A 24,318-nucleotide genomic window follows, 5' to 3' on the forward strand; every position below is an offset into this window, starting at 1 on the left:
TGGGCAGTAATCAAAATTAAAAAAATAGTTATTTATGTGTTTCAGGAAGTACAACATTTAAAATTAATGCTGCTATACCGCCTGTCGCTACGCCAGAGCTAAAAATATTTTTAAATAATTCTGGTAGGTGTTCCAAAATTTGAGGAACTTGAGCAACACCCAAGCCTAGTGCAAGTGAAATTGCGATAATTAAAAGTGCTCGGCGATCAAGGTGAATAGATGAGAGAATATTAATACCTGATGCAGCGACGGCACCGAACATTACCATAACTGCTCCACCTAAGACCGCCTGTGGTACGGCTTGTATTACACCAGCTACTGCTGGAAATAAGCCCAATAAAATAAGTAAAGCAGCAATCCAGATACCTACATAACGACTTGCAACCCCAGTAAGTTGGATTACACCATTATTTTGAGCAAATACAGAGCTAGGGAAAGTATTAAATAAGCCTGCGAGTAAAGAGTTTGCACCATTTACTAAAACACCGCCTTTAATGCGTTTCATCCATTCTGGACCATTAACGGGTTGGTTTGAAAGTTTACTGGTTGCAGTCACGTCACCAATCGCTTCTAAAGATGTAACTAAATAGATAAAAGCCATTGGAATGAATAAGCCCCAAGAAAAGCTTAAACCAAAGTGCATTGGCGTTGGAATCTGTACAAGAGGCGCATCTTTAATACCTGAGAAATCTAGGTAACCCATAAATCCTGCAAGAATGTAACCAATTACTAAAGCAATTAAGATTGCTGAACTTTTAATCCAAACCACCCGAATGCGGTTTAGCACAATAATAATAGCAAGTACGGTACATGACATAATAAGGTTGTCTGCACTTGCAAAAGTATGGTCTTGCATGGCTTGGTAGCCACCACCCATACTAATCAAGCCTTCCTTAATAAGCGTTAAGCCAATTAATAGAACAACAATACCAGTCACCAAGGGAGTAATTAATCTTTTTACCCATGGAAGAATTTGCGAAACACCCATTTCAATAAAGGAGCCAGCAATTACTACACCAAAAATTGCAGCCATAACTTGGTTTACAGGAGTTCCTGCGGCAACCATTGCACTACCAATACCAATAATTGGTCCAATAAAGTTAAAGCTTGTGCCTTGTACAATCAGAAGACCTGCACCAAACGGGCCGACTTTTTTACATTGAAGAAATGTAGCAATACCCGAAATCACCAAAGACATAGATAAAATCATGTTAGTTTCGGTGCGTGATACGCCTAAAGCTAAACAAATTAAAAGCCCTGGTGTAACAATTGGTACAATAATCGCAAGCAAATGCTGGAAAGCTGCTAAAAAAGCGATCAAAGGTTTTGGTCGATCATCTAAGCCATAAACAAGGTCAAGATGGTCTTGAGAGTGTGGATTGGACATGGGTGTAGGTACGCCGCAATTTCGCAAATTGGCGCTATTCTAATCGAGATACCTATCTTTACAAAACGAAATACAGGCTATTGGAAAATTTTTTTGTCAATGTCAATAAACTGTCACTACTCAAGAGTAGTGTTTTTCTGTATAATTTGCCCTCAAATTTCAGGCGTTTCGAATTTTCATGTCAGATATCAAAAATCTCCGTAATATCGCAATTATTGCGCACGTCGACCACGGGAAAACCACACTTGTCGATAAACTACTTCAGCAATCTGGTGCTCTCGGTGAACGAGCAGGCGAGATTGAGCGTGTCATGGACTCAAATGCGCTTGAAAGTGAACGTGGTATTACCATTCTTGCAAAGAACACTTCTATTACTTGGTTAGATAAACGTACTGATACAACTTACCGTATCAACATCGTGGATACCCCGGGACACGCCGACTTCGGTGGTGAAGTAGAACGTGTTATGTCGATGGTTGACTGCGTATTACTTTTAGTTGACTCTCAAGAAGGCCCAATGCCACAAACTCGCTTTGTGACACAAAAAGCCTTTGCTCGTGGTTTAAAACCAATTGTTATTATCAACAAAGTAGACAAACCAAGTGCGCGTCCAGATTGGGTTATTGATCAAGTGTTTGATTTATTTGATAACCTTGGTGCAACTGATGAGCAATTAGATTTCCCAATCGTTTATGCATCAGGTTTACGTGGTGTAGCGGGTCCTGCTCCAGAAGAACTTGCAGAAGACATGACTCCGTTGTTCGAAACGATTGTAGACATCGTTGAACCACCAGCAGTTGATGTTGATGGTCCATTCCAAATGCAGATTTCATCACTTGACTATAACAGCTTCGTAGGTGTTATCGGTGTTGGTCGTATTCAACGTGGTTCAGTAAAATTAAATACTCCTGTTACTGTAATTGACAAAGAAGGTAATACACGTAACGGCCGTATCTTAAAAATCATGGGTTACCATGGTTTAGAGCGTATCGATGTTGAATCAGCATCTGCTGGTGATATCGTATGTATTACTGGTATCGACGCACTTAACATTTCTGACACGATTTGTGATCCGAAAAATGTTGAAGCATTACCAGCTTTATCTGTAGATGAACCTACAGTATCTATGACTTTCCAAGTAAACAACTCTCCGTTTGCTGGTAAAGAAGGTAAGTTCGTAACTTCACGTAATATCCGTGAACGTCTTGATCGCGAATTAATTCATAACGTAGCTTTACGTGTTGAAGACACTGACAGTCCAGACCGTTTCAAAGTATCTGGCCGTGGTGAACTTCATCTTTCAGTTTTAATTGAAAACATGCGTCGTGAAGGCTTCGAAATGGGCGTATCTCGTCCACAAGTAATCATCAAAGAAATTGATGGTGAAAGACAAGAGCCTTACGAAAACGTAACTTTTGACGTTGAAGAACAGCATCAAGGTGCTGTAATGGAACAAATGGGTCACCGTAAAGGCGAGATGACCAATATGGAAGTTGACGGTAAAGGCCGTATCCGTATTGAAGCAACTGTACCTTCACGTGGTTTGATTGGTTTCCGTTCTGAATTCTTGACCATGACTTCTGGTACAGGGATCATGACTTCAAGCTTCTCGCATTATGGTCCTGTTAAACAAGGTACTGTTGCGAAACGTCAAAACGGTGTATTGATCTCTATGGTTCAAGGTACTTGCTTGGGCTATGCATTGTTCAGTTTACAAGACCGTGGTCGTTTGTTCGCTAAACCACAGTTAGAAGTTTACGAAGGTATGATCGTGGGTATTAACTCTCGTTCAGACGATATGGTTGTAAACCCGACTAAAGCGAAACAATTAACTAACGTTCGTGCGTCTGGTACAGATGATGCTTTAACTTTAGTACCTGCAATTGAATATACGCTTGAACAAGCGCTTGAATTCATTGAAGATGACGAGTTAGTAGAAGTAACACCTAAATCAATCCGTATCCGTAAGCGTTATTTAACTGAAAATGAACGTAAACGTAATCGTGATAAATAATTTTTCTTAATTGAAAAAGAAGAAACCGCTAAATTAATTTAGCGGTTTTTTTTAATCGTTATATTTGAAATTAAAGTAAGCTTAAAATCATATTTTTCTTGTAAACGAATATGTTGTTAAAGTGTGAAATAGCTTTCTTTTTTTGATAAAAATATTAAATTATCAATATCATGGCGAGAACTATCTAATTCGATAAGATGCCAATGAAAAAGAAAAATATGATGTGTTTCTGCCCCCGACATCTGGAGATGTTTAGATGAGTATTATTCAAGAATTTAAAGAATTTGCCGTTAAAGGCAATATGATGGATTTAGCCATTGGTGTGATTATTGGTGGTGCTTTTGGCAAAATCGTGGACTCTTTAGTGAAAGATATTATCATGCCACTTATCACTGTAATTACTGGTGGTGGTGTTGATTTTTCACAAAAATTCATTGTATTAGGTGCAAACCCTAATAACTTGCAATCTTTAGATGCTTTGCAAAAAGCAGGTATTAATGTTTTAACTTATGGTAATTTCCTCACCATTTTAATTAACTTCATTATTTTGGCTTGGGTTGTGTTCTTAATGGTGAAATTATTAAATAAACTTCGCCGTAATAAAGAAGAGCCAGAGGCTCCAGCTGCAACTCCAGAAGACATTCAATTGTTGCGTGAAATTCGTGATGAGTTAAAAAAGCAAGCTTAATAAGATTTGAAATAAAAAACGGTGCCTTGAGTACCGTTTTTTATTACTTCATATTTTATGTTGTACTAAAACTATTGGTAACATTGCCAGTAGAGAGAATTTCAACTCAGCATATTGTAAAAGGTATATAAATTAATGAATCAGCTTTTTGTGTATGGCACTTTATGCCCGAATAAAGCAAATGCTCATATTCTTGAACAAATTGGCGGTAGTTGGACCAAAGCCAGTGTAAGAGGTGTGATTCATATTTTAGATTGGGGGCCAGACAAAGGGTTAAAAGCGCTTGAGTTAGATTCGGAAGCAGATTGGGTAGAGGGCTATTTGTTTAGCACAGAAAAACTTGCTGAAAACTTGCAGATGCTTGATGACTTTGAGGGTTTTCAATACCAACGTGTCATCGCAAATATAAAATTAGAATCAGGCGATTATGTTAAAGCCTGGACATATCAGCTGAATGCACAGGCTTCTGAAAAACGATAGTTAAAATTATGGAATCAACGTAAGCTACCCATTCTAAATTTAACTTCTAAAAGATGATAGCCAAATTGGCTTTTGATTGGGCCTTGTAACACACGTTCAGCAGCTGTAAAAACAACTTTGTCGATGACGGGCACCAATTGCCCTTTTTTGACTTCACCAAGTTCACCACCACGTTTTGCCGAATTACAGGTAGAGTATTGCTTGGCAAGTTTGGCAAAGTCAGCGCCACTTTGAAGCTTCTTTTTTACCTGCTCAGCTAAGTCTTTATCTTTAACTAAAATATGTCGGACAATTGCTGTTTGCATGTTGTCTTCCTCCAAAAAATTAAGGCTTTCTCAGCTTTTTAAGCGGTTGGCACTGTGGGCAAAATACACTGGCACGCTGACCGAGTTTTAAGTTTTCTAATGTGGTTTCACAGTTAATACACATTTCTCCAGCACGACCGTAAGCAAGAAGTGTTTGCTGGAAATAACCATTTTCTCCCATGGCATTGCTGTAGTCTCGTAATGTCGAGCCACCTAAATCAATTGCCGACTTTAAAATGCGTTTAATCTCGACAACAAGTTTCTCAATTTGTTGCATGCTTAAGTCACCAGCAGGCTGAGCTGGGTGAATGCCTACATTAAATAAGCTTTCAGTTGCATAGATATTGCCTACACCAACCACTACATGATTATCCATGAGTGCAATTTTTATGCCGACAGATTTATTTTTGAGTTTTGAAGCTAAATATTCTGCATGAAAGTCAGTACTTAAAGGTTCAGGCCCTAAAGTATCTATGAGTTTGCCTTGAGTCTCGGGATTAAGCCAAAGAATACAACCAAAACGGCGAGGGTCATGGTAACGTAATTGCTGATCTTCAAATTGAATAATCAGATGGTCATGCTTTCTCAGTTCGTCATTTGGCTCGGTTAGACGAAAGCTTCCTGACATGCCTAAATGCCAAAGCATTTGATCTTGTTCAAACTTTGCCAAAATATATTTTGAACGTCGATTTAACCCAATGAGACGTTGCCCAACAAGTTTCTGAACATCATCTGGTATAGGCCAGCGTAAGCTAGGATTGCGTACTTCAACACTTAGAACTTTTTGATTCAATAATGGAAATAAACTGGTTTTGGTGGTTTCGACTTCGGGTAACTCAGGCATGCCAACTCGCAGAATTAACAGATATACTGGATTAATCAAGTATAACGTGTGGTATGTAATATTTCAGAGATTACTATGTCAGATATTTTACCATTAAGCTGGTTTCAACGTGAAACCTCAGAAGTAGCTTATGATTTAATCGGCTGCGTATTGTGTAAGCGACAACCTGATGGCCAAGTGATCCGCTGTACAATTAGTGAAACTGAAGCTTATTTGGGCGTTCGTGATAAAGCTTGCCATAGTTACAATGACAAACGCACCGCTCGAACAGAGGTAATGTATTGCCCTGGTGGCACGATTTACGTCTATTTAATTTATGGCATGTATGAAATGCTCAATCTTATTACTCAGACAGAAGGTGTGCCTGAAGGGGTAATGATTCGTTCTGCATTTTTAAATGGTGCTTCAACTAAAAATGACTATAAGCTTTTAGCTGGACCCGGAAAATTGACACGCTATTTAGGGATTGATCGGACTTTAAAAGGACAAACCTTGGGAGAGGAATCTGGACTATGGGTTGAAGCAGCATCAACGCAACCAGAAGTTGTTTTAACACCACGTATTGGAATTGATTATGCCGAAGAAGCAAAACATTGGCCTGAACGATATTGCTGGAAAGATCATCCATCTTTGAGTCGATAATTTTAATCTGGAAATCAATTTTTAGATATTGATGAAGAGTGTTCCAGATTTACAACAATGCAGATCGAATTCAATATCCAGACAAGACACTGCTTTTTGTTATCATAACTACAATTAAATAAAGGAAATAAGCATGTCCTTATTACGCTTAGACCGACTTCATTACTGTATTTTGATGAGTATGGGCTGTATTTCTAGCCCACTTGTTTGGGCAGAAGATTTAACACAAGACGTAACTGTATTGCCAACATTACATGTGGAAGCAACCCGTACCGATACAACCTATTTGCAGACACCGGCCTCGGTTTTTCGAATAGATGCACCTCAAGTTGATACTTCTTCACAAGTAAATTTAACCGAAGTTGTAAAGGGTATACCGAGTTTACAGCTTCGCAATCGTGAAAATTATGCACAAGATTTACAGTTATCTATGCGTGGTTTTGGTGCACGTTCAACTTTTGGTGTTCGAGGCATTCGCCTATATGTGGACGGTATTCCTGCAACAATGCCAGATGGACAAGGCCAAACGTCTAATATCGATTTAAGTAGTCTGGACCATGTTGAAGTTCTAACAGGACCTTTTTCCTCACTTTATGGAAACTCATCGGGTGGAACAATTTTAACTTCTACTAAAGAAGGGCAAGGCAAAGATTCAATTGAGCTGAGCTATTCGGGAGGCAGTCACGATAAAAGCCGAGCAGGGCTCGTGCTACAAGGTGGAGCAAAGGGTGCGAATGAACCAAGCTATGTTATTAGTTCATCATACTTCGATACTGATGGTTACCGAGAACATAGCGGTGCAGAAAAAGTACTAAATAATGCAAAGCTCAGTTGGAATCTTGTTGATGGTAGTAAAATCAATTGGGTAACCAACTATGTAAAAATTCATGCAGATGACCCGCAGGGTTTGAACCGTGATCAGTGGAATGCAAATCCAAAGCAACAAGTTCCATTTTTAAAGCAATTTAATGTCCGTAAAGATATTGAACAGACCCAAACAGGGGTGACATGGTCTAAGCCTATTAATGATAAAAATGAACTCTATGCCATGGCATATTTAGGTAATCGCCAAGTCACTCAATATCAATCTATTCCTAAATCAACACAAGATGCCAGCATCAATCATGCAGGCGGGGTAATTGATTTTGAACGTGATTATTATGGTGCTGACTTCCGTTGGACGGGCAAAGAATTACTTCCAAATACCACTGTAAGTGTTGGTGTTGCATTAGATGCGATGGATGAAGATCGTAAAGGTTTTGAAAACTTTAATTTGGTAAATGGTCAACCTTCTTATGGTGTCAAAGGTAATTTGCGCCGTGATGAAGATAATACTTTGTGGAATATCGATCCCTATTTACAAGCGTCATGGCAGTTCTTACCAACGTGGCGTTTAGATACAGGCGTACGCTATAGCAATGTCCATTACAAATCTAAAGATAACTATTTAAGTAATGGCGACGATAGTGGTAAGACTGATTACAGTAAAGTTTTGCCTTCTGCTGCTTTAAGCTGGCAAATTTTACCTGAACTCATGGCTTATGTGAGTTATGCCAAAGGATTTGAAACGCCAACTTTTACTGAAATGGCATATCGTCCAGATGGAGAAAGTGGTTTTAATTTTGATTTAACCGCATCCACAAGCGATACCTATGAAACAGGCTTAAAATCACAAAACCAATTAGGTGATTTTACTTTGGCAGTATTCCAGACTAAAACCAAAGATGACATCGTTTCTGCAGGTAACTCAAATGGCCGATCAACCTTCCGCAATGCAGATAAAACCTTACGTGAAGGCTTAGAGTTTGCATGGAATAAAAAGTTGTGGCGAGATTTAACAGCGACTGCTAGCTATACATATTTAGATGCAACTTTTGATGCTGATATTCCAGCTTTAGGAAGTATTGCTCAAATTCCATCGGGCAATGCCATTCCGGGAATTGCCAAAAACCAAGCTTACGCCTCTTTGGCTTGGCAGCCATCGCACGGGCTATATGGCGGGGTAGATGTACAGTATATGGATAAAGTATACGTGAATGATACCAACAGTGACGCAGCGCCAAGCTACAGTGTAACCTCAGCTAATGTTGGTTACGCATGGGTAATGGGTGACTGGAAAGTGAATAGCTTTGCCCGTGTTGATAACCTATTTGATAAAAACTATGCAGGTTCAGTGATCGTAAATGATGGTAATAGACGTTACTTTGAACCAGCGGATGGACGTAACTGGAGTGCAGGTTTACGTGTAATTAAGCAATTCTAGGAATTAAAAATGGCAAAATTATTTGAAACGGTTAACTTTGGTTCACTACAACTGGTCAATAGAATTGTAATTGCTCCGATGTGCCAATATTCGGCAACAGATGATGGTGAAATTACCTATTGGCATGAACAGCAATGGGCAAATTATGCATTATCTGGTGCAGGACTTTGTATTGTAGAGGCGACTGCTGTACAACCTGAAGGTCGGATTAGCTATGCTGACCTTGGGCTTTGGAATGATCAGCAACGTGACCAAATCAAAGCGTTGTTAGCTTAGGTTCATACACTTTCACCAATGCCATTTGGGATTCAGTTAGCACATGCAGGACGTAAAGCGTCTACTGAAAAGCCGTGGTTAGGTAAAGGTCAGATTGCAAAAGATCAGCCTCATGGTTGGCAAACGGTTGCTCCAAGTGAAAGTACCTTTTCAGTGCATGATGCTGCACCACATGCTTTGACCATTGCTGAGATTAAACAAGTTCAACAAGACTTTGCAGCAGCGGCAAAACGTGCTGTAGAAGCTGGATTTGAGTTGATTGAAGTTCATGCTGCGCATGGTTATTTACTACATCAATTCTTATCGCCAATTGCCAATCAGCGTACTGATGAATATGGTGGTTCTTTAGAAAACCGTATGCGTATGACCCTTGAGGTTCTTCAGGCAATTAAACTAGCTGTACCTGAAGGTTATCCTGTTGGTGTTAGGCTGTCTGCGACCGATTGGTTGGAGAGTATCGAGCATTGGGACGTTGAATCTACAGTGGGCTTATCAAAAGCTTTAGAGCAATTGGGTGCAGCCTATGTGCATGTGTCTAGTGGCGGTTTGCACGAACATCAATCTATTACGATTGGGGCTGGCTACCAAGTGCCTTTTGCTGAACAAGTTAAAAAGCATGTGTCTATTCCAGTCATTGCTGTAGGGCTAATTACTGAGCCAGAACATGCTGAACAAATTCTGGAAAACCAGCAAGCTGATGCTATTGGTCTTGCTCGTGCAATGTTATATGACCCAAGATGGCCTTGGCATGCAGCAGCGGCTTTAGGGGCAGAAGTTAAAATTGCGCCTCAGTATTTACGTTGCCAACCTCATGGATTAAAGCAGCTTTTTAACTCTTTTTAATTGTATTGGGCAAAGTTATCTTTGCCCATTTTTCTTTCGTGAAGTGAGGACGGTCAGTGGTTTTTCAGGTTATTTTACCTATCTTGATATTGCTATTGATGGGCTATGTCTGTGTCCTCATCAAATTGGTAACACCTGAACAGATCAGGGCTCTTAGCGCATTCGTAATTAAAATTTCCTTACCGGCTTTTTTAATTCACTCATTGGCAAATAAAAACTTACAAGACATTTGGCACCCAGCTTATTTTCTTGCTTATGGTGGCGGGGCTTTAATTTTATTTTTCTTTGCTTTTATTCTCTATAGAAAATATTTTAAAAATAGCTTAACCCATAGCGCCGTCATATCGATGGGGGCATCTATGTCGAATACTGGATTTATGGGAACAGCTATTCTAACCATGTTGATAGGTAATCACGCTGCGATCTATATTTCTTTAACACTCATCATTGAGAATTTATTGATTGTGGCGCTGATGCTCATTTTGGCCGAAGCTGGTTTACATCAACAGCAAAATCTTTTACCGCTGTTAAAACAGACTTTTTTAAACTTACTCAAGAACCCTGTCATTATCGCTATTTTGGTTGGGATGGGATGCATTCTTTTAGATGTTAATCTTCCTGCAACGCTTGACCAATCTTTAGAGTTACTTGGGCGTACAGCTTCGCCTTTGGCCTTGTTTGCAATTGGCGGAAGTTTAGTAGGTATTGGAATAACAACGGTAAATATAGAAAGCGTTTTGTTAGCGACCTTTAAAGTTGTACTAATGCCATCTGTTATTTTTGCACTTTTTTTAATAACTCCAAATGTAAGCCGTGAAATGCTTTACGCAGGAACATTAATCGCTGCTTTACCGATGCCGATTGCTTTCGGCATTTTTGGACAAGCCTATGGCTTAAATGAAAAGGCGTTAACACCACTTATGATTAGTACAATTGTTGGTTTTATTGGTGTGAGCTGGCTTATTGCTTTGTGGTGGTAAAAGAAAAGCCCCATAAGGGGCTAATTACTTACTATTTTTTAGGCGCTGGCTGTGCGGGAGCATTTGCAGCCTGTTTGCTCTTTTCTGCAATAATCTTATCAACCGAAGCTAACGATTCTTTAGCGTTAGGCACATTTTGATTGGCAAGTTCAGTAAAGATCTTTTTAGCCTGCGGTAGGTTTTGCGGAATGATATTGCCATTCGCCATCATGGTTGCTAAAGCCATAGAAGCAGGTGCATAGCCTTTTTGTGCAATTGACTGTAAAGCTTCGATACCTTGGCGTTTCATTAAAGGATTTTTATTTTCAACACCTTGGCTAATGTCATAGAGTGCTTTGACCTGAATAGCAGGATAGTTACCTTTTCGAATTAAAGGCGCCAATTTTTGAAGGGCAATTTGATGTGACTGCGGTTTTTTCTGAGCAAATAAAATTGTCGCAATTTTCACAGTTGCATCATCAGAACCTTGAGCCGATGCCTTTTGAATATATTGACTGAATTTGTTGCTATCTTTCGCAACGCCCAATTCACCAGTCTCATAAATTTGTGCAAGCGTGTAACTTGCTTGGGCGTAACCTTTATTTGAAGCATCCTCATAATATTTTAGGGCCTTAGAAGAATCTTTTGCTATACCTTGGCCCATTTGAGTCATATAGCCTAAGTTATAAATAGCTTGGGCATTACCTGTTTGGGCTAGGCGTTGCATTTCTTGAAATGCGGCAGAGTAATTTTTTGCTGCGTAGAGTTGCTCAGCTTGTTTAAAAACATCGGTTTTAGCAGCAGTCGCTGTGTTATCAGCTGCAAAAATTGATGCACTTGAAAGGGTGATTAGGCTTGCGATTAGTAATTTCTTCATTTCTTTTTAACCTTTTACTTCGTAGCTACATCAATCCATTGATGCATGAAAGAGTTTCAATTTCTCATCATAAATATTGATTGCTGAAAGTAAACAGCCGATTTGTATATAAAGCACTGCACTTTGGGCAAATTGTGGAGAAAAAATACCCACTCACATTCATATAATGCAGTGGGTAATATTATTATTTTGCTGACTGAAGTAATGCTTCGATTTGCTTGGCATCACTTGGTACACCAGAGAGTCTTTGGCCATCTTGCAAGAACAGGGTAGGTGTTCCATCGATATTTAATTTTTGACCTAAAGCAATATTTTTCTGAATCGGGCTTGAGCAACTTTTGCTATTAGTCGTTAATTTGCGATTAAGCATATAGTTTGTCCAAGCTTCTGCTGGATTTTTTGAGCACCAGATTTGATTTGAAACTTTTTCAGCATTTGGATGCAAACTAGTAAGAGGATAAAGGAACACATATACGGTTACGTTATCAACCCCAACCATATTTTGTTCTAGGCGCTGGCAATATGGGCAATCTGGATCACTAAAGACATAGAGCGTACGTTCGCCTTTACCTTTTACATATTTAATTGCCTGATTTAATGGCAAACTTTTAACGTCAATTTTGCCCAGTTCGGCAATACGTTCTTCAGTCATATTTTTTTGTTGTTTAATATCGACTAAATTACCAACAAAAAAGTACTTCGCATCTTGATTAGTATAAACAATGCGGCCGCTTGTATAGACTTCATAAATGCCTTGTACAGGCGATTGATAAACACCTTTTACAGGCAAATCGGGATAATTTGTCTTAAGATTTTGTTCAAGTGTTTTAACATCAGCATGAGCAGAACCGAAAATAGCCAGACTCAACATGAGTGTAGCAAGTTTAGTTTTCATCTTTTTTCTCTTTAATTTCAACAGGGCTAATGATGGCATATAAAGCTTAAAAAATTGACGTTCTAATCTAATGAAATCATTAGTGTTTTGTATCTATAAAAAAGCCCACTAACTTAGCAGTGGGCAGTTTGGACTAATAAAAATTATTATTGTGGTCTTGCAACGTCACCACTTAAAGCTTCTGGTAACTTAAGAACTTGAAGCCCCAACTCTTGTAGAGCAGCAGGTTTCGCAACAACTAAAGCAAGATAGCCTTCATCATTTGCAATACTATTAACGACTTCAACATCATTATTTAATTGAGTTGCTGAAGCAGGCGCTTCACCTGTACCTTGTACGAGATGTAACCAATGTTTTGGTTTTGCTTTAAACCAAAGACGCGCCACAATTTCCTGACCTAGGTAACAGCCTTTGTCGTAATTGACGCCTTCACGTTGATGTAAACGCAATTCTTGTGGCTGGAATTCATGTTCAGTTGCCTGTGTAATCCACGCTTGACCAGTCATGATGGCTTGTTTTTGCCATTCTGAAATATCAGTTTCAGCAGTAGTGAACTCAGTTTGATGATTCACAACTTTTGGAAACACAGCACCTTGTTCACTTAAGGTCATTTTTGAAAAGGCACCATACTTTTTAATATGTTTGGCAAACTCTTCAGCTTGATCTTGAGTAACTACAATTTCAAAACTTTCAGGATTAATCTTCTTTAGCCATAAGCCAAAGTGAATACGACCTTTAAGATCACAAATAGCTGTATAGCGAGTTTCATTTTCAGCTAAACGTTCAGTATCTACAGTAACTTGGCCTTGTAAAAACTTTTGTGCATCTACACCGTTTAAAGCATATGAGGAGAAAGCGAGCAGACTCATGATTAATCTCAAATTCAATATGTTTCTTTATGATTGCTGACTATTTTGCTCCATTTTTACTAAAAAATCAGCCATAGTTTTCGTAATTTGAGTTTGTCCTTAAGTTGGCTTTTTTGTTTAAAAAAACACCAAAAATATACGTTCGGATAAATCGGAAGGTTTAAGCTAATAGCCATAATTTCAATAATTTTAAGGAAATTAAAATAAGGAGAATATGATGGCAACAGGTACAGTGAAATTTCATCGCGTGTTTAAGGCACCAGCCGAGCGAGTCTATCGTGCATTTTTAGATCCAGATGCTTTAGTCAAGTGGTTACCGCCCCACGGTTTTACTGCGAAAGTTCATAGTTTTGATGCAAATGTTGGTGGCTCATACAAAATGAGTTTTACCAATTTTTCAACAGGTTCAACACATGCTTTTGGCGGAACATATGTGGAATTAGTTCCAAATGAACTAATTCGCTACAACGATCAATTCGATGATCCAAATTTACCCGGGACTATGCAGGTTACTATTACATTAAAAAGCGTATTGGTAGGTACAGAAGTGCATATTACGCAAGAAGGCATACCAGAAGTGATTCCTGTAGAAGCTTGTTATTTAGGGTGGCAAGAATCCCTATCTTTGCTTACCTTATTGATTGAAGCTGAAATTCCAGATCAATAAAGTCACTCTACTTTCTTATAAAAAAGAGTAGGTCGTATGACCTACTCTTAACATAGTTCTAATTGGTTTTGTTGTTCCAATAGCTTAACTATGGCTGAAAAATCGACTTGTTGTGCATCGGGTTTGGAAACCTGATTAAACTGTTGCTGAATAAGACTAAAAGCTGGAAGTTCCAAATTATTTTGAGTAACGAGATTTAGTGCAATTCCAATATCCTTTTGTAATAAATCTAATGCAAAAGTTTTTTCAAATTTGCGGTTTAAAACACGTTGCATCATGATGTGTTCTGAAACATTACTTTTGCCACTAGAGTGGTTAATACAGTTCATTGCGGAGTGTAAATTTACGCCTTGAGATTTAAGGATACTTAATCCCTCTGCCAACGCCCAAAGATGTGTTGCCATTAATGTGTTATTGATGGCTTTTACTGCAAAGGCAGCACCACTATCGCCAACATATTCAACTAAATTAGCAAACGCTTGAATGATTGGTTTTGCTCTTTTAAAAGCAGACTCGTCACCTCCGACCATTACCGTGAGAGTTCCTCGTTCAGCTCCAATCGTTTGTCCTGAAACTGGTGCATCTAAATAATCAACTCCATTTACTTTGAGCTGTTGGCTGAGTTTTCTTGCAGTCTCTGGCACACCGCTAGTGCAATCCACCCAAATACAGCCTTGTTTTAGTTGAGAATCCGCAATTAAATTTTCTACATCTTGGCTAGTCGGTAGGCATGAAAAGATAATATCTGCTTGTAGAGCTTGTGTCAGGTCTACAGCCTGCGTACCAAAGGATTGTTCATGTTGCTTTGCTTTAGCAAAAGTACGGTTCCAAACATACACTTGGCTACATACTTGGGTTAAATGGGAAGCCATGTGCCATCCCATCGCACCTAAACCGATAAATGAAACACTTTGAATCAAGGAGTTTCTCCAGAACTAGAGATGTGGGACAGAATTAAGTGGTTCTACTGATTTTTCAATAGATTGACTTTCGGATTTTTCCGTTCTGTTGAGTAATAGGTTAAGCACAATTGCTGCAAGTGTTGCAGTTCCAATACCCCCTAGGTCAAATGGCCCAATATGTAGACTTAAATTACCAGCACCCATAATCAGGCTGACTGCTGCAATAATTAAAGTACTATTTTTGGTGAAATCAACTTTGTTATCGATCCAAATTTTTGCTCCAGCCACAGTAATTAAACCAAAGACAACAATGGATGCACCGCCTAATAAAGCGACAGGGATGGTACTAATGATTGCTCCAAATTTAGGAGATAGACCGAGTAGAATTGCAAATAGTCCCGCAATCACAAAAATAGTCGTTGAATAGACTTTAGTTACAGCCATTACTCCAATATTTTCAGCATAAGTCGTCATGCCTGTACCACCAACAGAAGCTGATAAACTTGTACAGATACCGTCTGCAAAAAAAGCACGCCCCATATATGGTGATAAATTACGTTCTGTCATGGCAGAAACCGCTTTAAAATGTCCCAAGTTTTCAGCGACTAAAATAAGCGCAACAGGTGCAATCAATAAAATAGCTTTGGTATTAAAAACAGGTGAGTGAAAAGTTGGTAGGCCAAACCATGCAGCTTGACTGATTGCATTAAAATCGATGGGTTTGCCTAACCCTAAGATATTAGTGAGTAGGAAATAAATAAAATAAGCACTGATGAGCCCGATGAGTAATAGAAGGCGGCGAATCATACCTCTTGTAAAAACAGCAACGGCACTAATGCATAAAATGGTAATGACTGCCATCCACGTGTCAAAGCTATTTGTCGAAACGCTTTTGATTGTTACAGGTGCAAGGTTTAAACCAATAATCATGACAATTGCACCAGTGACCACGGGTGGCATGAGTTTTTCAATCCATGCAGTTCCAGTTTTCATGACAATTAAACCGATGCATGCATAAATCAAACCGCAAATGATTGTACCGCCCAGCGCCACAGCTAAATTGGGATTTGATCCAACCCCTGCATAGCCTGTGGCTGCAGCGACTGCACCAATAAAGGCGAAACTTGATCCGAGATAGCTAGGCATACGCCCACCTGTAATTAAAAAGAACAAGATGGTGCCAATACCAGTAATAAAAATGGTGAGGTTCGGATCAAAGCCCATGAGTAACGGAGCTAAAACAGTTGCTCCGAACATAGCAAAAGCATGTTGTAACCCCAAAACAATACTTTTACCGGGAGGGAGATATTCATCAATTTGTACGGGAGTTTCTAAATTACCTGTGTGCGGCTTAAATTTAGGAAACCAAGATTCTTTTGTTCGCATAACAGATCCTCTTTTTCATTTTTTATCTGCATTAGCATGCTGTTTGTAATTCGCAATAACTGCGGTTGAAGTACATAAGTGCATTAAGTCCACTTTGGTGTTTCATTGCTTTGACCGCACAAAACAAGACGTCATGACTACCGATACTCATGCTTTGTACAATTTCACAATCAAATGACACCAAGGCCTCATTCAAAATCGGAGAACCAGTGAGTAGCTTGCTCCATTCCCCATGGGCAAAGCGTTCTGGCATTGGTGTTTTTCCGCCGAATATTGTAGATAGCGTACTTTGATGGGCAGCTAAAGTATTGACACAAAGCACCTCGTTTTGTTTAAAAGTATTAAACACAGATGCTGAGCGATTGAGACAAACCAATAGTGTCGGTGGTGTATCGGTTACGCTACATACAGCGGAGGCTGTAAAGCCAGCCTGTCCCGCAGGTCCATCTGTCGTGATGACATTCACTGCTGCTCCAAGATTTGCCATGCCTTGTCTAAAAGTATGCTGATCTACTTCTAAGTGTGTTGAGCATGTTTGAGCCTGCTGAATAGCAGATGGAGTTAAAACCTGTTTCTCTTCTCTTTTTTGCATGATTGCTCTCCAACCCCAATGCATGATCATTACAATGAATCGAGGCTAAAACATCACATCAGTTATGATGCTGAAGGTTTTTATCAGTGACATCGTTTATCCCACATGGGCAATCGATGCAATTTCAATTAAGGCATCAGGTTTCACCAAGCCGCACTGGATACAAAAGCGAGCAGGTTTGTCACCCGGAAAATATTCTGCATATACCGTATTTACTGCGCTATAGTCGGCCCAATCTTTAATGAAAATGGAATTGAACGTTACGTCATCCATGGTGCCACCTGCAGTTTCAATCACTTTTTTGATCGTTTCTAAAATATGGCGAGTCTGTCCTGCGGCATCACCAATACAGACCACATTATTATTTTCATCAAAAGCCAATGTGCCTGAGACATACACAATATTGTCTGCTTTGGTTGCAGGAACATAGGGTGCAAGTGGTGCCGCTGTTCCTTCAGGAATAACAACTTGTTTAGACATAAGATGCTCCAAATCAAAAAATTTAGATAAAATTAAATGCATGAATTAGGCAGATTGCTGTAGCAATGTTGATGCCGAACTAAAGGTTTCAATAAAACTATTGGTGTCAGATACCCAGCCAAAAAAAGTTTTAATGTTATATAGGGCTGCGTCATGAGCCTCTTGAGGTCCGGCTTGATAGCAAGCATCTTTAAGTGCAACACCGAAATATTCCAAAAAGAAACCATCACGTAAGGTCGACTCGACACAGACATTGGTGGCAATGCCTACAAAGACCAAATTACGAATGCCACGAGCACGTAAAATGCTGTCGAGCGCTGTGTTAAAGAAACCGCTATAACGTGGCTTTTCAATAATGATGTCTTGTGGAAGAGGTTGTAACTCATCAATTAAAGCAAAGTCCCAACCGCCTTTAGATAAAAGTTGGCCTTGTAACTCAGGCTGTTTACGCATGGTTTTTAAAGCATTGGATTTATGAAAATTTGGTGAACCTAAACCACCAGCTTCGACGTAGTTTTTATCCCAACCATTTTGAAAATAGATGACCTGAATCCCTGCACTATGTGCAGCATCGATCGCCTTTTTAATATTTTCGACTACGGGTTTAGTCTTTGAGACATCAAAACCTGCTAAATCTAAATACCCACCTAAAGAGGTGTAGGCATTTTGCATATCAATGACAATAAGCGCAGTTTGTTCTGCTGCTAATTGAATATGTTCAGGTTCGGCTTTCAACACTTTGCCTGTACCAATCTGTGCCGTGAATTCTGCACATACAATATTAGACATTTCATTCATGCGCTTTTCTCCAAAACAGTTGGTGCGGCTTGCTCTGCCAGTTCGGTAACGACACTTTCACGACATTTCATGAGCGGTTGAATGCGTTGACCAAAATCTTCTACGCCTTGTAAAAAGTCATCAAAGGTCAACAAAATTCCCTCTGTCCCTTTAATCTCGGAAATTTGATCGAGCATTTTTGCGACATTTTTAAAAGAGCCAACAATGGTGCCCATATTGATATTGACGGGAGAAACGCTAGAGGCCATGTGGCGAATATTGGTGTCGGTGCCAGACACTTTATCTTTTGCACCTTGGTCTTGTAGCCAACGAATAGCTTCCATGTCCGCACCGTCGTTATAGTGTTGCCACTTCTGCATTGCAGCTTCATCTGTTTCGGCAGCAATTACCATAAACAACACATAGGTCTGTACATTGCGTCCAGTTTTGTCGGTTTGAGCTTTTAAGCGATCATTAATTTCGGCATACGCTGTCGGTGTGTTTACACCTTTTCCGAAAACAAAGTTGTAGTCAGCATATTTTGCGGAAAAAGCTAAACCAGCATCTGATTGTCCTGCACAGATAATTTTCATATCAGCTTGAGGCTGTGGTTTGACCTGACAATCATTCATTTGGAAGAACTCGCCTTTTAGGTCTGACTTCCCAGTTGCCCAAAGTTCACGCAAAACTTCGACATATTCAGATAAGTAGTCATAGCGCTTAGCAAAATATTCATCGCCAGGCCACATACCCATTTGGGAATATTCAGGCATTTGCCATCCGGTCACGACGTTTAGTCCAAAGCGACCGTTGGAAATCGAATCTATGGTCGATGCCATACGTGCCACAATTGCAGGAGGCATGACTAGTGTTGCAGCGGTTGCATAAATTTGGATTTTACTGGTGACAGCAGCGAGACCTGCCATGAGGGTAAATGTTTCAAGGTTATAGTCCCAAAACTCAGTTTTTCCGCCAAAACCACGTAACTTAATCATGGAAAGGGCAAAGTCAAAACCGTAGTGTTCAGCACGCTGTACAATTTGTTTGTTTAATTCAAAGGTAGGTTTATATTGCGGTGCATTTTCTGAAAGCAGCCAGCCATTATTTCCAATTGGACAAAAAACGCCGATCTTCATCTTGATTCCCCATCGTGAGTTTAGGAAGTCGAACTGAAAGCTATAAACGATATAATTTTCAGTGTTTGGTTGTATTTTTAATAATGCATAGCTCGTGCCAACTTTAATATTTATATATTTATCAATGTATTGAATTTATTGTTTGGTATAATTTTTATCAAATGGTAAAAAATAATGCGATTATGCACCAAGGAGGAACTAACTTGCTTTATTGTGCATCATTTGATCAATTTTACTTTTGGAGTGTGTATTACATCCAATTTTATAAAACAGCAGAATAAAAAAAGGCGACATTGAAGTCGCCGTGTAGAACTAAGGTATTTCTCTTTTGAGATTGAAGAGGGAGTTATGTACTTAACTCATTCTACCCGACAAGCCTCTTCAAAATTTAAACGGGGAAGGCGAGTATAAACTTTTTGAGGGTCGCCATAGCCGATGTTAATGATGAGATTAATATGATGATTTGTGCCTGCAAAAAATAGCTCATCAACTTGTTTTGCATCAAAACCAGACATTGGACCCGTATCTAAACCTAAACTACGACATGCCATAATTAAATATGCAGCTTGTAATGAACTATTACGAAAGGCAGTTTCATGTGCTACGGCTTCACTTGATGTAAACCATGATTTTGCATCGGCATAAGGAAATAGTTCTGGCAGTTTGTCATAAAATCTTGCATCGGTTGCAACCAAAACAGTGACAGGAGCTGTCATCGTCTTTTCTACATTGCCAGACGACAATGCTGGCTTGAGTTTTTGTTTAGCTTCAGGTGTTGTTAAAAAGACAAAACGAGCAGGACTACAGTTGGCAGAAGTCGGCGCCATTTTGACCAGATCATAAATTTGTTGAATTTGCTCAGTGCTGACCGCTTTATCTAACCACGTGCTGTGGGTTCTAGCTTCTAAAAAGAGTTGATCTAAAATATTTAATGTTTTTGCATTCATGATAAGGCCTTAATGTTATGGAAAAATTGAATGAAAGTTTGATTTAGTCGTTGAGATTCGGTCACTGTGGAAGCATGGGCACCAGAGGGTAAAATGCAGAGTTGACCATGAGCGAGTTTGGTAAAAAGATCCTGTGATTTATGTACTGGAACTAAAAAATCATCTTGATTGGCAACGATATGAATTGCGGTGTTTTGCAATGCTTGTAAGTGCTCTGCTTGTAATTGAAAGCGCATCAATGCTCTGAGTCGTGCAAATACATTTGTCTTAGGTGGAAAGTTTTGGAGTTGAATATCTTCGGTATTTTTAATGTCGCTATGATTCTGAGAAATCCATGCTGGGGGATACAAAAATAATGCCTGTGCACGCACATAGGCTTCAGCACCTGCTGACGCTAATAATGCGATACGGGCATCAAAACATTTTTGTGTATGGGCATCTAGTTCATCCCACGCATTAATCAGTGTCAGGCTGAGCATGGTAATTGAGCTGGATTGTAGTTGCTTTGCGAGTTCCATTCCGATGATGCCACCCAAAGCATGCCCGATCATATGAAACTCATGAATTTGAAGATGTTCTAATAAGTGTAGTACTTGATTTGCCATGTCACACATATGGTAGTGTGCAGGTAATAAAGCACTGTCTTGGTGACAGCCTTCTTGGTCATAAGTCACGATGTTGAAATGCGTACTCAACGATTCAAGTTGTGGGTTCCAAAAACTAGCATGACCACCTAAGCCAGATGAGAAAATCAAATAAGGGGCGTCTTTTTGAGATGAACACGGATAAATATAATATTTCATTTTTTACCATTTGATAAAATAATGGAAAATTCAAAAGCAATTTATATGCCTGAATTAATCAGTAATGGCAAATTGAGACAATATTTAGCGCAAAAGATTTAGATTGTAGAGTAAGGCAAATCAATGTGATGATATTTAGATTAAGCTGAGTAGGTGTCAGAAATGGATATACATATTAAAAGAATTTATGAAAATGCTGAGCCTAGTGATGGAAAGCGAATATTGGTTGACCGTTTATGGAGTAGGGGAATTAGTAAGGAGAATGCCCACTTAGATTTGTGGCTAAAAGAAATAGCACCATCGACCGAGCTTAGAAAATGGTTTCATGCTGCAACACCAGATCATTGGCACGAGTTTAAACAGCGCTATTTAAAAGAGCTTGAGACCAATTCCGCAGTTCAAGAGCTACAACAAATCGCATTGAAGAATACGATCACACTTTTATATTCAGCCAAAGATGTTGAAAACAATCACGCAATTATTTTGAAGGAATATTTATTAAATAAAAACTTAAAATAATATATAAATTTTTTTTTGGTAAAAGTCTCTTATTTAAAACTTTAAAAAATGAGTCATTTCTCGCATAATATACTTTTTGAGATTTTTTTTATGTCTTTGCCAAACTGCCCAAAATGCCAATCAGAATATACTTACCAAGATGGCGACTTATTGATTTGTCCTGAATGTTCACATGAGTGGAAAGAAGGAGAAGCATCAGCAACTGAAGAACAAGAAATTATTAAAGATGCAAATGGAAATGTCTTGGCAGATGGTGATAGCGTCACTGTAATCAAAGATTTAAAAATTAAAGGTTCATCTTCAGTCGTTAAAGTAGGTACAAAGGTAAAAACGATTCGTTTAGTTCCAGATGCAAGTGATGGCCACAATATCGATTGTAAAATTGATGGTATTGGTCAGATGAAGTTAAAATCTGAATTTGTAAAAAAAGCTTAAACTGTTAATTATTATTACATTTCAGCAGAGATATACGTTTATATCTCTGCTTTTTAAATTCCTAACATCATTTTAATTTTATTACGAAAAAGTATAAAAAATGGGCTGTTCAAGGAATATTTACGCCTTTATATTGTCATTAATAACAAATAACTTTCGTCCAGAATAATAACGAAAGTCATACCCACACCAACAAAAAAATGAGGTTTTTATGGCAGGATGGTACGAAATTTCACAAGCGAGTGATGGTCAATATCGTTTTATTTTGAAGGCAGGAAATGGTGAACCTATTTTAAATAGTGAGCTATATAAGGCAAAAGCTTCTGCTGTAAATGGTATTGAGTCAATTCAGAAAAACAGTGGTGATGACGCCCGATATGAGCGTTTAACTGCAAAGAATGGGAAACCTTATTTCAATTTAAAAGCTGCAAATCATCAAATTATTGGCACGAGTCAATTCTATGCAAGTGAAGCTTCACGAGATAAAGGAATCGAGTCGGTTAAAAACAATGGTTCATCAACCAATATCAAAGACTTAACCGTTCAGGCATAAAATTGAGTTAAAAAAAGCAGCTTCGAAAAGCTGCTTTTTTATTTATGTATTTATTAACGCACTAATTTAGCTAAAAGCTCTTCTTTAGTTAAATTACTCGCTTCAGCATCGCGGCGGCCTTTGTATTCAAAAGTACCAGCATCCAAACCTTTTTCACCAATTACAATACGGTGTGGAATACCCATCAATTCAAGGTCAGAGAATTTAACACCTGGACGTTCGTTACGATCATCAAGTAACACATCAAAACCTTGAGCTTGAAGTTCTGCATAAAGAGACTCTGCTGCTTCAAGAGTACGTGGTGATTTGTGCGCATTCATTGGAACAATTGCAATTTCAAAAGGTGCAATGGCTTGAGGCCAGATAATACCTTTGTCATCGTAGTTTTGTTCAATTGCAGCTGCAACAACACGTGTTACACCAATACCGTAGCAGCCCATAGTTACTGTAAATGGTTTACCATCTTCACCTAGAACTTTACAGCCCAAAGCTTCAGAGTATTTAGTACCAAGCTGGAAAATATGACCTACTTCAATGCCGCGTTTAATTTGTAGTGTGCCTTTGCCATCTGGAGATGGATCGCCTTCAACCACATTACGTAGATCAAAAACTTCGCTAATTTGTGCATCACGTTCCCAGTTTACGCCAACCGCATGTTTGTCCGCTTCATTTGCACCAGCAACGAAGTCAGAAAGAACAGATGCAGCACGGTCAACAATTACAGTTAAGCCTTTTTCGACTAAACCTTGTGGACCTGTAAAGCCAGCACTTAAACCAAATGCTTGGAGTTGTTCTTCAGTTGCAAAAGTAAGAGGCGCAGCAACTAAAGGATGCTTCTCAGCTTTAATCTCATTAAGTTCATGGTCGCCACGTACAAATAGAGCAACGACAGGAACATTACCTTTTTCATCAGCAATGCCTTGAACCAATAAAGCTTTAACAGATTGCTTTGGATCAGCATTTAAGAATTGGCAAACATCATCAATCGTTTTTTGGTTTGGTGTTTCAACCAATTTAAATTCTTGTGTCGGTGCTGCACGTTCACCCACTAAAACAGCCTCAGCCATTTCAACGTTTGCCGCATAATCAGATTCAGTTGAAAATGCGATGTCATCTTCACCACTTGCAGCCAATACGTGGAATTCGTGTGAAGCTGAACCACCAATAGAACCTGTATCTGCTTGTACTGGGCGGAAATCTAAACCTAAACGATTGAAAATACGACTATAAGTGTCGTACATCACATCATAAGTTTCTTGTAATGACTCTTGAGTTGCATGGAAAGAATAAGCATCTTTCATGATGAACTCACGTGAACGCATTACACCAAAACGTGGTCGAATTTCATCACGGAATTTGGTTTGAATTTGATAGAAGTTTACAGGGAGCTGCTTATAACTTTTTAATTCGTTACGCGCCATATCTGTAATAACTTCTTCATGCGTTGGCCCAAGTACGAATGGGTTCGTATGACGATCTTTAAAGCGTAATAACTCAGGACCATATTGTTCATATCGACCTGATTCTTCCCAAAGACTTGCGGGTTGAGTCACGGGCATGAATACTTCCATCGCGCCTGAACGGTTCATTTCTTCACGAACAATCGCATCTACTTTTTTAAGCACACGTGTTCCCATCGGCAGCCATGTATATAAACCAGATGCCAATTTACGAATCATCCCCGCACGTAACATGAGCTGGTGTGAAATCACTTCAGCATCATTTGGGGTTTCTCTCAACGTTGCAAATAAAAAGCGGCTTGCGCGCATGGAAAAGTCC

At 39.1% G+C, this 24,318-nt stretch carries 26 protein-coding genes and 1 pseudogene; 11 read left to right on the forward strand and 16 right to left on the reverse strand.

Going from position 1 to position 24,318, the window contains the following annotated elements; genetic code table 11:
- Window positions 1-28: 28 nt before the first annotated feature.
- Window positions 29-1,387 carry a uracil-xanthine permease family protein gene (locus tag J655_RS16505; RefSeq protein WP_032006028.1) on the reverse strand — a complete coding sequence of 453 codons (1,359 nt, stop codon included), beginning with the start codon at window positions 1,385-1,387 and terminating at the stop codon, window positions 29-31.
- A 178-nt stretch (window positions 1,388-1,565) separates the two neighbouring features.
- Here J655_RS16505 and typA point away from each other — a divergent pair, with 178 nt between their 5' ends.
- The 3 genes from typA (at window position 1,566) to J655_RS16520 (ending at window position 4,569) form a co-directional block, all read left to right on the forward strand.
- On the forward strand, window positions 1,566-3,401 hold the full coding sequence (typA, locus tag J655_RS16510; protein ID WP_002116501.1) for a translational GTPase TypA: 1,836 nt from the start codon (window positions 1,566-1,568) through the stop codon (window positions 3,399-3,401).
- Window positions 3,402-3,657: 256 nt separating this feature from the next.
- A complete protein-coding gene (mscL, locus tag J655_RS16515) occupies window positions 3,658-4,089 on the forward strand; it encodes a large conductance mechanosensitive channel protein MscL (RefSeq protein WP_002116334.1) in 432 nt (143 codons plus the stop codon).
- 135 nt (window positions 4,090-4,224) lie between these two features.
- A complete protein-coding gene (locus J655_RS16520) occupies window positions 4,225-4,569 on the forward strand; it encodes a gamma-glutamylcyclotransferase family protein (RefSeq protein WP_002116214.1) in 345 nt (114 codons plus the stop codon).
- A gap of 14 nt (window positions 4,570-4,583) precedes the next feature.
- On the opposite strand, the gene J655_RS16525 is transcribed toward J655_RS16520, so the two are convergent.
- Both J655_RS16525 and mutM read right to left on the reverse strand, forming a co-directional pair.
- Window positions 4,584-4,874, reverse strand: a complete 291-nt coding sequence (locus J655_RS16525) for a peptidylprolyl isomerase (protein WP_017482162.1) — start codon at window positions 4,872-4,874, stop codon at window positions 4,584-4,586.
- Window positions 4,875-4,893: 19 nt separating this feature from the next.
- The gene (gene mutM / locus J655_RS16530) at window positions 4,894-5,718 is read right to left on the reverse strand and encodes a bifunctional DNA-formamidopyrimidine glycosylase/DNA-(apurinic or apyrimidinic site) lyase (RefSeq protein WP_032006026.1); all 825 of its coding nucleotides are present in this window, start codon (window positions 5,716-5,718) and stop codon (window positions 4,894-4,896) included.
- A 75-nt stretch (window positions 5,719-5,793) separates the two neighbouring features.
- Between mutM and J655_RS16535 the strand changes: the two genes are divergently transcribed.
- The 4 genes and pseudogenes from J655_RS16535 to J655_RS16545 all read left to right on the forward strand — a co-directional run bounded on the left by J655_RS16535 (window position 5,794) and on the right by J655_RS16545 (window position 10,722).
- Window positions 5,794-6,360, forward strand: coding sequence for a DNA-3-methyladenine glycosylase (locus tag J655_RS16535; RefSeq protein WP_032006024.1), 567 nt, complete (start codon window positions 5,794-5,796; stop codon window positions 6,358-6,360).
- Between the two features lie 133 nt (window positions 6,361-6,493).
- Complete coding sequence (locus tag J655_RS16540; protein ID WP_032042224.1) at window positions 6,494-8,623, forward strand: TonB-dependent receptor family protein; 2,130 nt, start codon at window positions 6,494-6,496, stop codon at window positions 8,621-8,623.
- 9 nt (window positions 8,624-8,632) lie between these two features.
- Window positions 8,633-9,742: pseudogene (locus tag J655_RS0104585) on the forward strand (NADH:flavin oxidoreductase/NADH oxidase).
- A 56-nt stretch (window positions 9,743-9,798) separates the two neighbouring features.
- Window positions 9,799-10,722: an AEC family transporter gene (locus J655_RS16545; RefSeq protein WP_032006020.1), complete on the forward strand. Its 924-nt coding sequence runs from the start codon at window positions 9,799-9,801 to the stop codon at window positions 10,720-10,722.
- A 31-nt stretch (window positions 10,723-10,753) separates the two neighbouring features.
- On the opposite strand, the gene J655_RS16550 is transcribed toward J655_RS16545, so the two are convergent.
- From J655_RS16550 to J655_RS24650, 4 genes are all read right to left on the reverse strand, one after another.
- Entirely contained in the window at window positions 10,754-11,578 is an 825-nt protein-coding gene (locus J655_RS16550) for a tetratricopeptide repeat protein (RefSeq protein ID WP_032006018.1), read from the reverse strand.
- A gap of 184 nt (window positions 11,579-11,762) precedes the next feature.
- Window positions 11,763-12,473, reverse strand: coding sequence for a DsbC family protein (locus tag J655_RS16555; RefSeq protein ID WP_032052666.1), 711 nt, complete (start codon window positions 12,471-12,473; stop codon window positions 11,763-11,765).
- A gap of 146 nt (window positions 12,474-12,619) precedes the next feature.
- On the reverse strand, window positions 12,620-13,342 hold the full coding sequence (locus J655_RS16560) for a YgfZ/GcvT domain-containing protein (RefSeq protein ID WP_032006014.1): 723 nt from the start codon (window positions 13,340-13,342) through the stop codon (window positions 12,620-12,622).
- Between the two features lie 59 nt (window positions 13,343-13,401).
- Window positions 13,402-13,518, reverse strand: a complete 117-nt coding sequence (locus J655_RS24650; RefSeq protein WP_080591774.1) for a hypothetical protein — start codon at window positions 13,516-13,518, stop codon at window positions 13,402-13,404.
- Window positions 13,519-13,556: 38 nt separating this feature from the next.
- Here J655_RS24650 and J655_RS16565 point away from each other — a divergent pair, with 38 nt between their 5' ends.
- Window positions 13,557-14,009: an SRPBCC family protein gene (locus tag J655_RS16565; protein ID WP_014207573.1), complete on the forward strand. Its 453-nt coding sequence runs from the start codon at window positions 13,557-13,559 to the stop codon at window positions 14,007-14,009.
- 47 nt (window positions 14,010-14,056) lie between these two features.
- Here J655_RS16565 and J655_RS16570 read toward each other — a convergent pair whose 3' ends face one another.
- The 8 genes from J655_RS16570 to rutD all read right to left on the reverse strand — a co-directional run bounded on the left by J655_RS16570 (window position 14,057) and on the right by rutD (window position 21,032).
- Window positions 14,057-14,929 (reverse strand): NAD(P)-dependent oxidoreductase, encoded by an 873-nt coding sequence (locus tag J655_RS16570; protein WP_080973433.1) that lies wholly within the window; start codon window positions 14,927-14,929, stop codon window positions 14,057-14,059.
- A gap of 15 nt (window positions 14,930-14,944) precedes the next feature.
- The gene (rutG, locus tag J655_RS16575) at window positions 14,945-16,297 is read right to left on the reverse strand and encodes a pyrimidine utilization transport protein G (protein ID WP_032006012.1); all 1,353 of its coding nucleotides are present in this window, start codon (window positions 16,295-16,297) and stop codon (window positions 14,945-14,947) included.
- Window positions 16,298-16,328: 31 nt separating this feature from the next.
- Window positions 16,329-16,919 (reverse strand): NADH-dependent FMN reductase RutF, encoded by a 591-nt coding sequence (gene rutF / locus J655_RS16580; RefSeq protein ID WP_078210294.1) that lies wholly within the window; start codon window positions 16,917-16,919, stop codon window positions 16,329-16,331.
- Between the two features lie 66 nt (window positions 16,920-16,985).
- Window positions 16,986-17,369, reverse strand: coding sequence for a pyrimidine utilization protein C (rutC, locus tag J655_RS16585; RefSeq protein WP_032052667.1), 384 nt, complete (start codon window positions 17,367-17,369; stop codon window positions 16,986-16,988).
- 45 nt (window positions 17,370-17,414) lie between these two features.
- A complete protein-coding gene (gene rutB, locus J655_RS16590; protein ID WP_032006009.1) occupies window positions 17,415-18,167 on the reverse strand; it encodes a pyrimidine utilization protein B in 753 nt (250 codons plus the stop codon).
- Entirely contained in the window at window positions 18,164-19,282 is a 1,119-nt protein-coding gene (rutA, locus tag J655_RS16595; RefSeq protein ID WP_032006007.1) for a pyrimidine utilization protein A, read from the reverse strand. Before rutA ends, rutB begins: the two co-directional genes overlap by 4 nt.
- Window positions 19,283-19,641: 359 nt before the next feature.
- Window positions 19,642-20,229 (reverse strand): malonic semialdehyde reductase, encoded by a 588-nt coding sequence (locus tag J655_RS16600; protein WP_032006005.1) that lies wholly within the window; start codon window positions 20,227-20,229, stop codon window positions 19,642-19,644.
- Window positions 20,226-21,032 (reverse strand): pyrimidine utilization protein D, encoded by an 807-nt coding sequence (gene rutD / locus J655_RS16605; protein WP_032006003.1) that lies wholly within the window; start codon window positions 21,030-21,032, stop codon window positions 20,226-20,228. Before rutD ends, J655_RS16600 begins: the two co-directional genes overlap by 4 nt.
- Before the next feature lie 162 nt (window positions 21,033-21,194).
- Here rutD and J655_RS16610 point away from each other — a divergent pair, with 162 nt between their 5' ends.
- From J655_RS16610 to J655_RS16620, 3 genes are all read left to right on the forward strand, one after another.
- Window positions 21,195-21,551 carry a DUF488 domain-containing protein gene (locus J655_RS16610; RefSeq protein ID WP_032006001.1) on the forward strand — a complete coding sequence of 119 codons (357 nt, stop codon included), beginning with the start codon at window positions 21,195-21,197 and terminating at the stop codon, window positions 21,549-21,551.
- 90 nt (window positions 21,552-21,641) lie between these two features.
- On the forward strand, window positions 21,642-21,986 hold the full coding sequence (locus J655_RS16615) for a zinc ribbon domain-containing protein YjdM (RefSeq protein WP_002116259.1): 345 nt from the start codon (window positions 21,642-21,644) through the stop codon (window positions 21,984-21,986).
- Between the two features lie 211 nt (window positions 21,987-22,197).
- Entirely contained in the window at window positions 22,198-22,539 is a 342-nt protein-coding gene (locus tag J655_RS16620) for a YegP family protein (protein WP_002116533.1), read from the forward strand.
- A 53-nt stretch (window positions 22,540-22,592) separates the two neighbouring features.
- Here the strand turns inward: J655_RS16620 and J655_RS16625 are convergent, their stop codons facing one another.
- Window positions 22,593-24,308 (reverse strand): proline--tRNA ligase, encoded by a 1,716-nt coding sequence (locus tag J655_RS16625; protein ID WP_032005997.1) that lies wholly within the window; start codon window positions 24,306-24,308, stop codon window positions 22,593-22,595.
- Window positions 24,309-24,318: the final 10 nt, after the last annotated feature.

The organism is Acinetobacter sp. 1294243, from assembly GCF_000588015.1.
Taxonomy (GTDB): Bacteria; Pseudomonadota; Gammaproteobacteria; order Pseudomonadales; family Moraxellaceae; genus Acinetobacter; species Acinetobacter pittii.

Coding starts and splice junctions, on each gene's coding strand:
- J655_RS16505 (WP_032006028.1), bottom strand. CDS start 1,387: ATGTCCAATCCACACTCTCAAGACCATCTTGACCTTGTTTATGGCTTA.
- typA (WP_002116501.1), top strand. CDS start 1,566: ATGTCAGATATCAAAAATCTCCGTAATATCGCAATTATTGCGCACGTC.
- mscL (WP_002116334.1), top strand. CDS start 3,658: ATGAGTATTATTCAAGAATTTAAAGAATTTGCCGTTAAAGGCAATATG.
- J655_RS16520 (WP_002116214.1), top strand. CDS start 4,225: ATGAATCAGCTTTTTGTGTATGGCACTTTATGCCCGAATAAAGCAAAT.
- J655_RS16525 (WP_017482162.1), bottom strand. CDS start 4,874: ATGCAAACAGCAATTGTCCGACATATTTTAGTTAAAGATAAAGACTTA.
- mutM (WP_032006026.1), bottom strand. CDS start 5,718: ATGCCTGAGTTACCCGAAGTCGAAACCACCAAAACCAGTTTATTTCCA.
- J655_RS16535 (WP_032006024.1), top strand. CDS start 5,794: ATGTCAGATATTTTACCATTAAGCTGGTTTCAACGTGAAACCTCAGAA.
- J655_RS16540 (WP_032042224.1), top strand. CDS start 6,494: ATGTCCTTATTACGCTTAGACCGACTTCATTACTGTATTTTGATGAGT.
- J655_RS16550 (WP_032006018.1), bottom strand. CDS start 11,578: ATGAAGAAATTACTAATCGCAAGCCTAATCACCCTTTCAAGTGCATCA.
- J655_RS16555 (WP_032052666.1), bottom strand. CDS start 12,473: ATGAAAACTAAACTTGCTACACTCATGTTGAGTCTGGCTATTTTCGGT.
- J655_RS16560 (WP_032006014.1), bottom strand. CDS start 13,342: ATGAGTCTGCTCGCTTTCTCCTCATATGCTTTAAACGGTGTAGATGCA.
- J655_RS24650 (WP_080591774.1), bottom strand. CDS start 13,518: ATGGCTATTAGCTTAAACCTTCCGATTTATCCGAACGTATATTTTTGG.
- J655_RS16565 (WP_014207573.1), top strand. CDS start 13,557: ATGATGGCAACAGGTACAGTGAAATTTCATCGCGTGTTTAAGGCACCA.
- rutG (WP_032006012.1), bottom strand. CDS start 16,297: ATGCGAACAAAAGAATCTTGGTTTCCTAAATTTAAGCCGCACACAGGT.
- rutF (WP_078210294.1), bottom strand. CDS start 16,919: ATGATCATGCATTGGGGTTGGAGAGCAATCATGCAAAAAAGAGAAGAG.
- rutC (WP_032052667.1), bottom strand. CDS start 17,369: ATGTCTAAACAAGTTGTTATTCCTGAAGGAACAGCGGCACCACTTGCA.
- rutB (WP_032006009.1), bottom strand. CDS start 18,167: ATGAATGAAATGTCTAATATTGTATGTGCAGAATTCACGGCACAGATT.
- rutA (WP_032006007.1), bottom strand. CDS start 19,282: ATGAAGATCGGCGTTTTTTGTCCAATTGGAAATAATGGCTGGCTGCTT.
- J655_RS16600 (WP_032006005.1), bottom strand. CDS start 20,229: ATGAATGCAAAAACATTAAATATTTTAGATCAACTCTTTTTAGAAGCT.
- rutD (WP_032006003.1), bottom strand. CDS start 21,032: ATGAAATATTATATTTATCCGTGTTCATCTCAAAAAGACGCCCCTTAT.
- J655_RS16610 (WP_032006001.1), top strand. CDS start 21,195: ATGGATATACATATTAAAAGAATTTATGAAAATGCTGAGCCTAGTGAT.
- J655_RS16615 (WP_002116259.1), top strand. CDS start 21,642: ATGTCTTTGCCAAACTGCCCAAAATGCCAATCAGAATATACTTACCAA.
- J655_RS16620 (WP_002116533.1), top strand. CDS start 22,198: ATGGCAGGATGGTACGAAATTTCACAAGCGAGTGATGGTCAATATCGT.
- J655_RS16625 (WP_032005997.1), bottom strand. CDS start 24,308: ATGCGCGCAAGCCGCTTTTTATTTGCAACGTTGAGAGAAACCCCAAAT.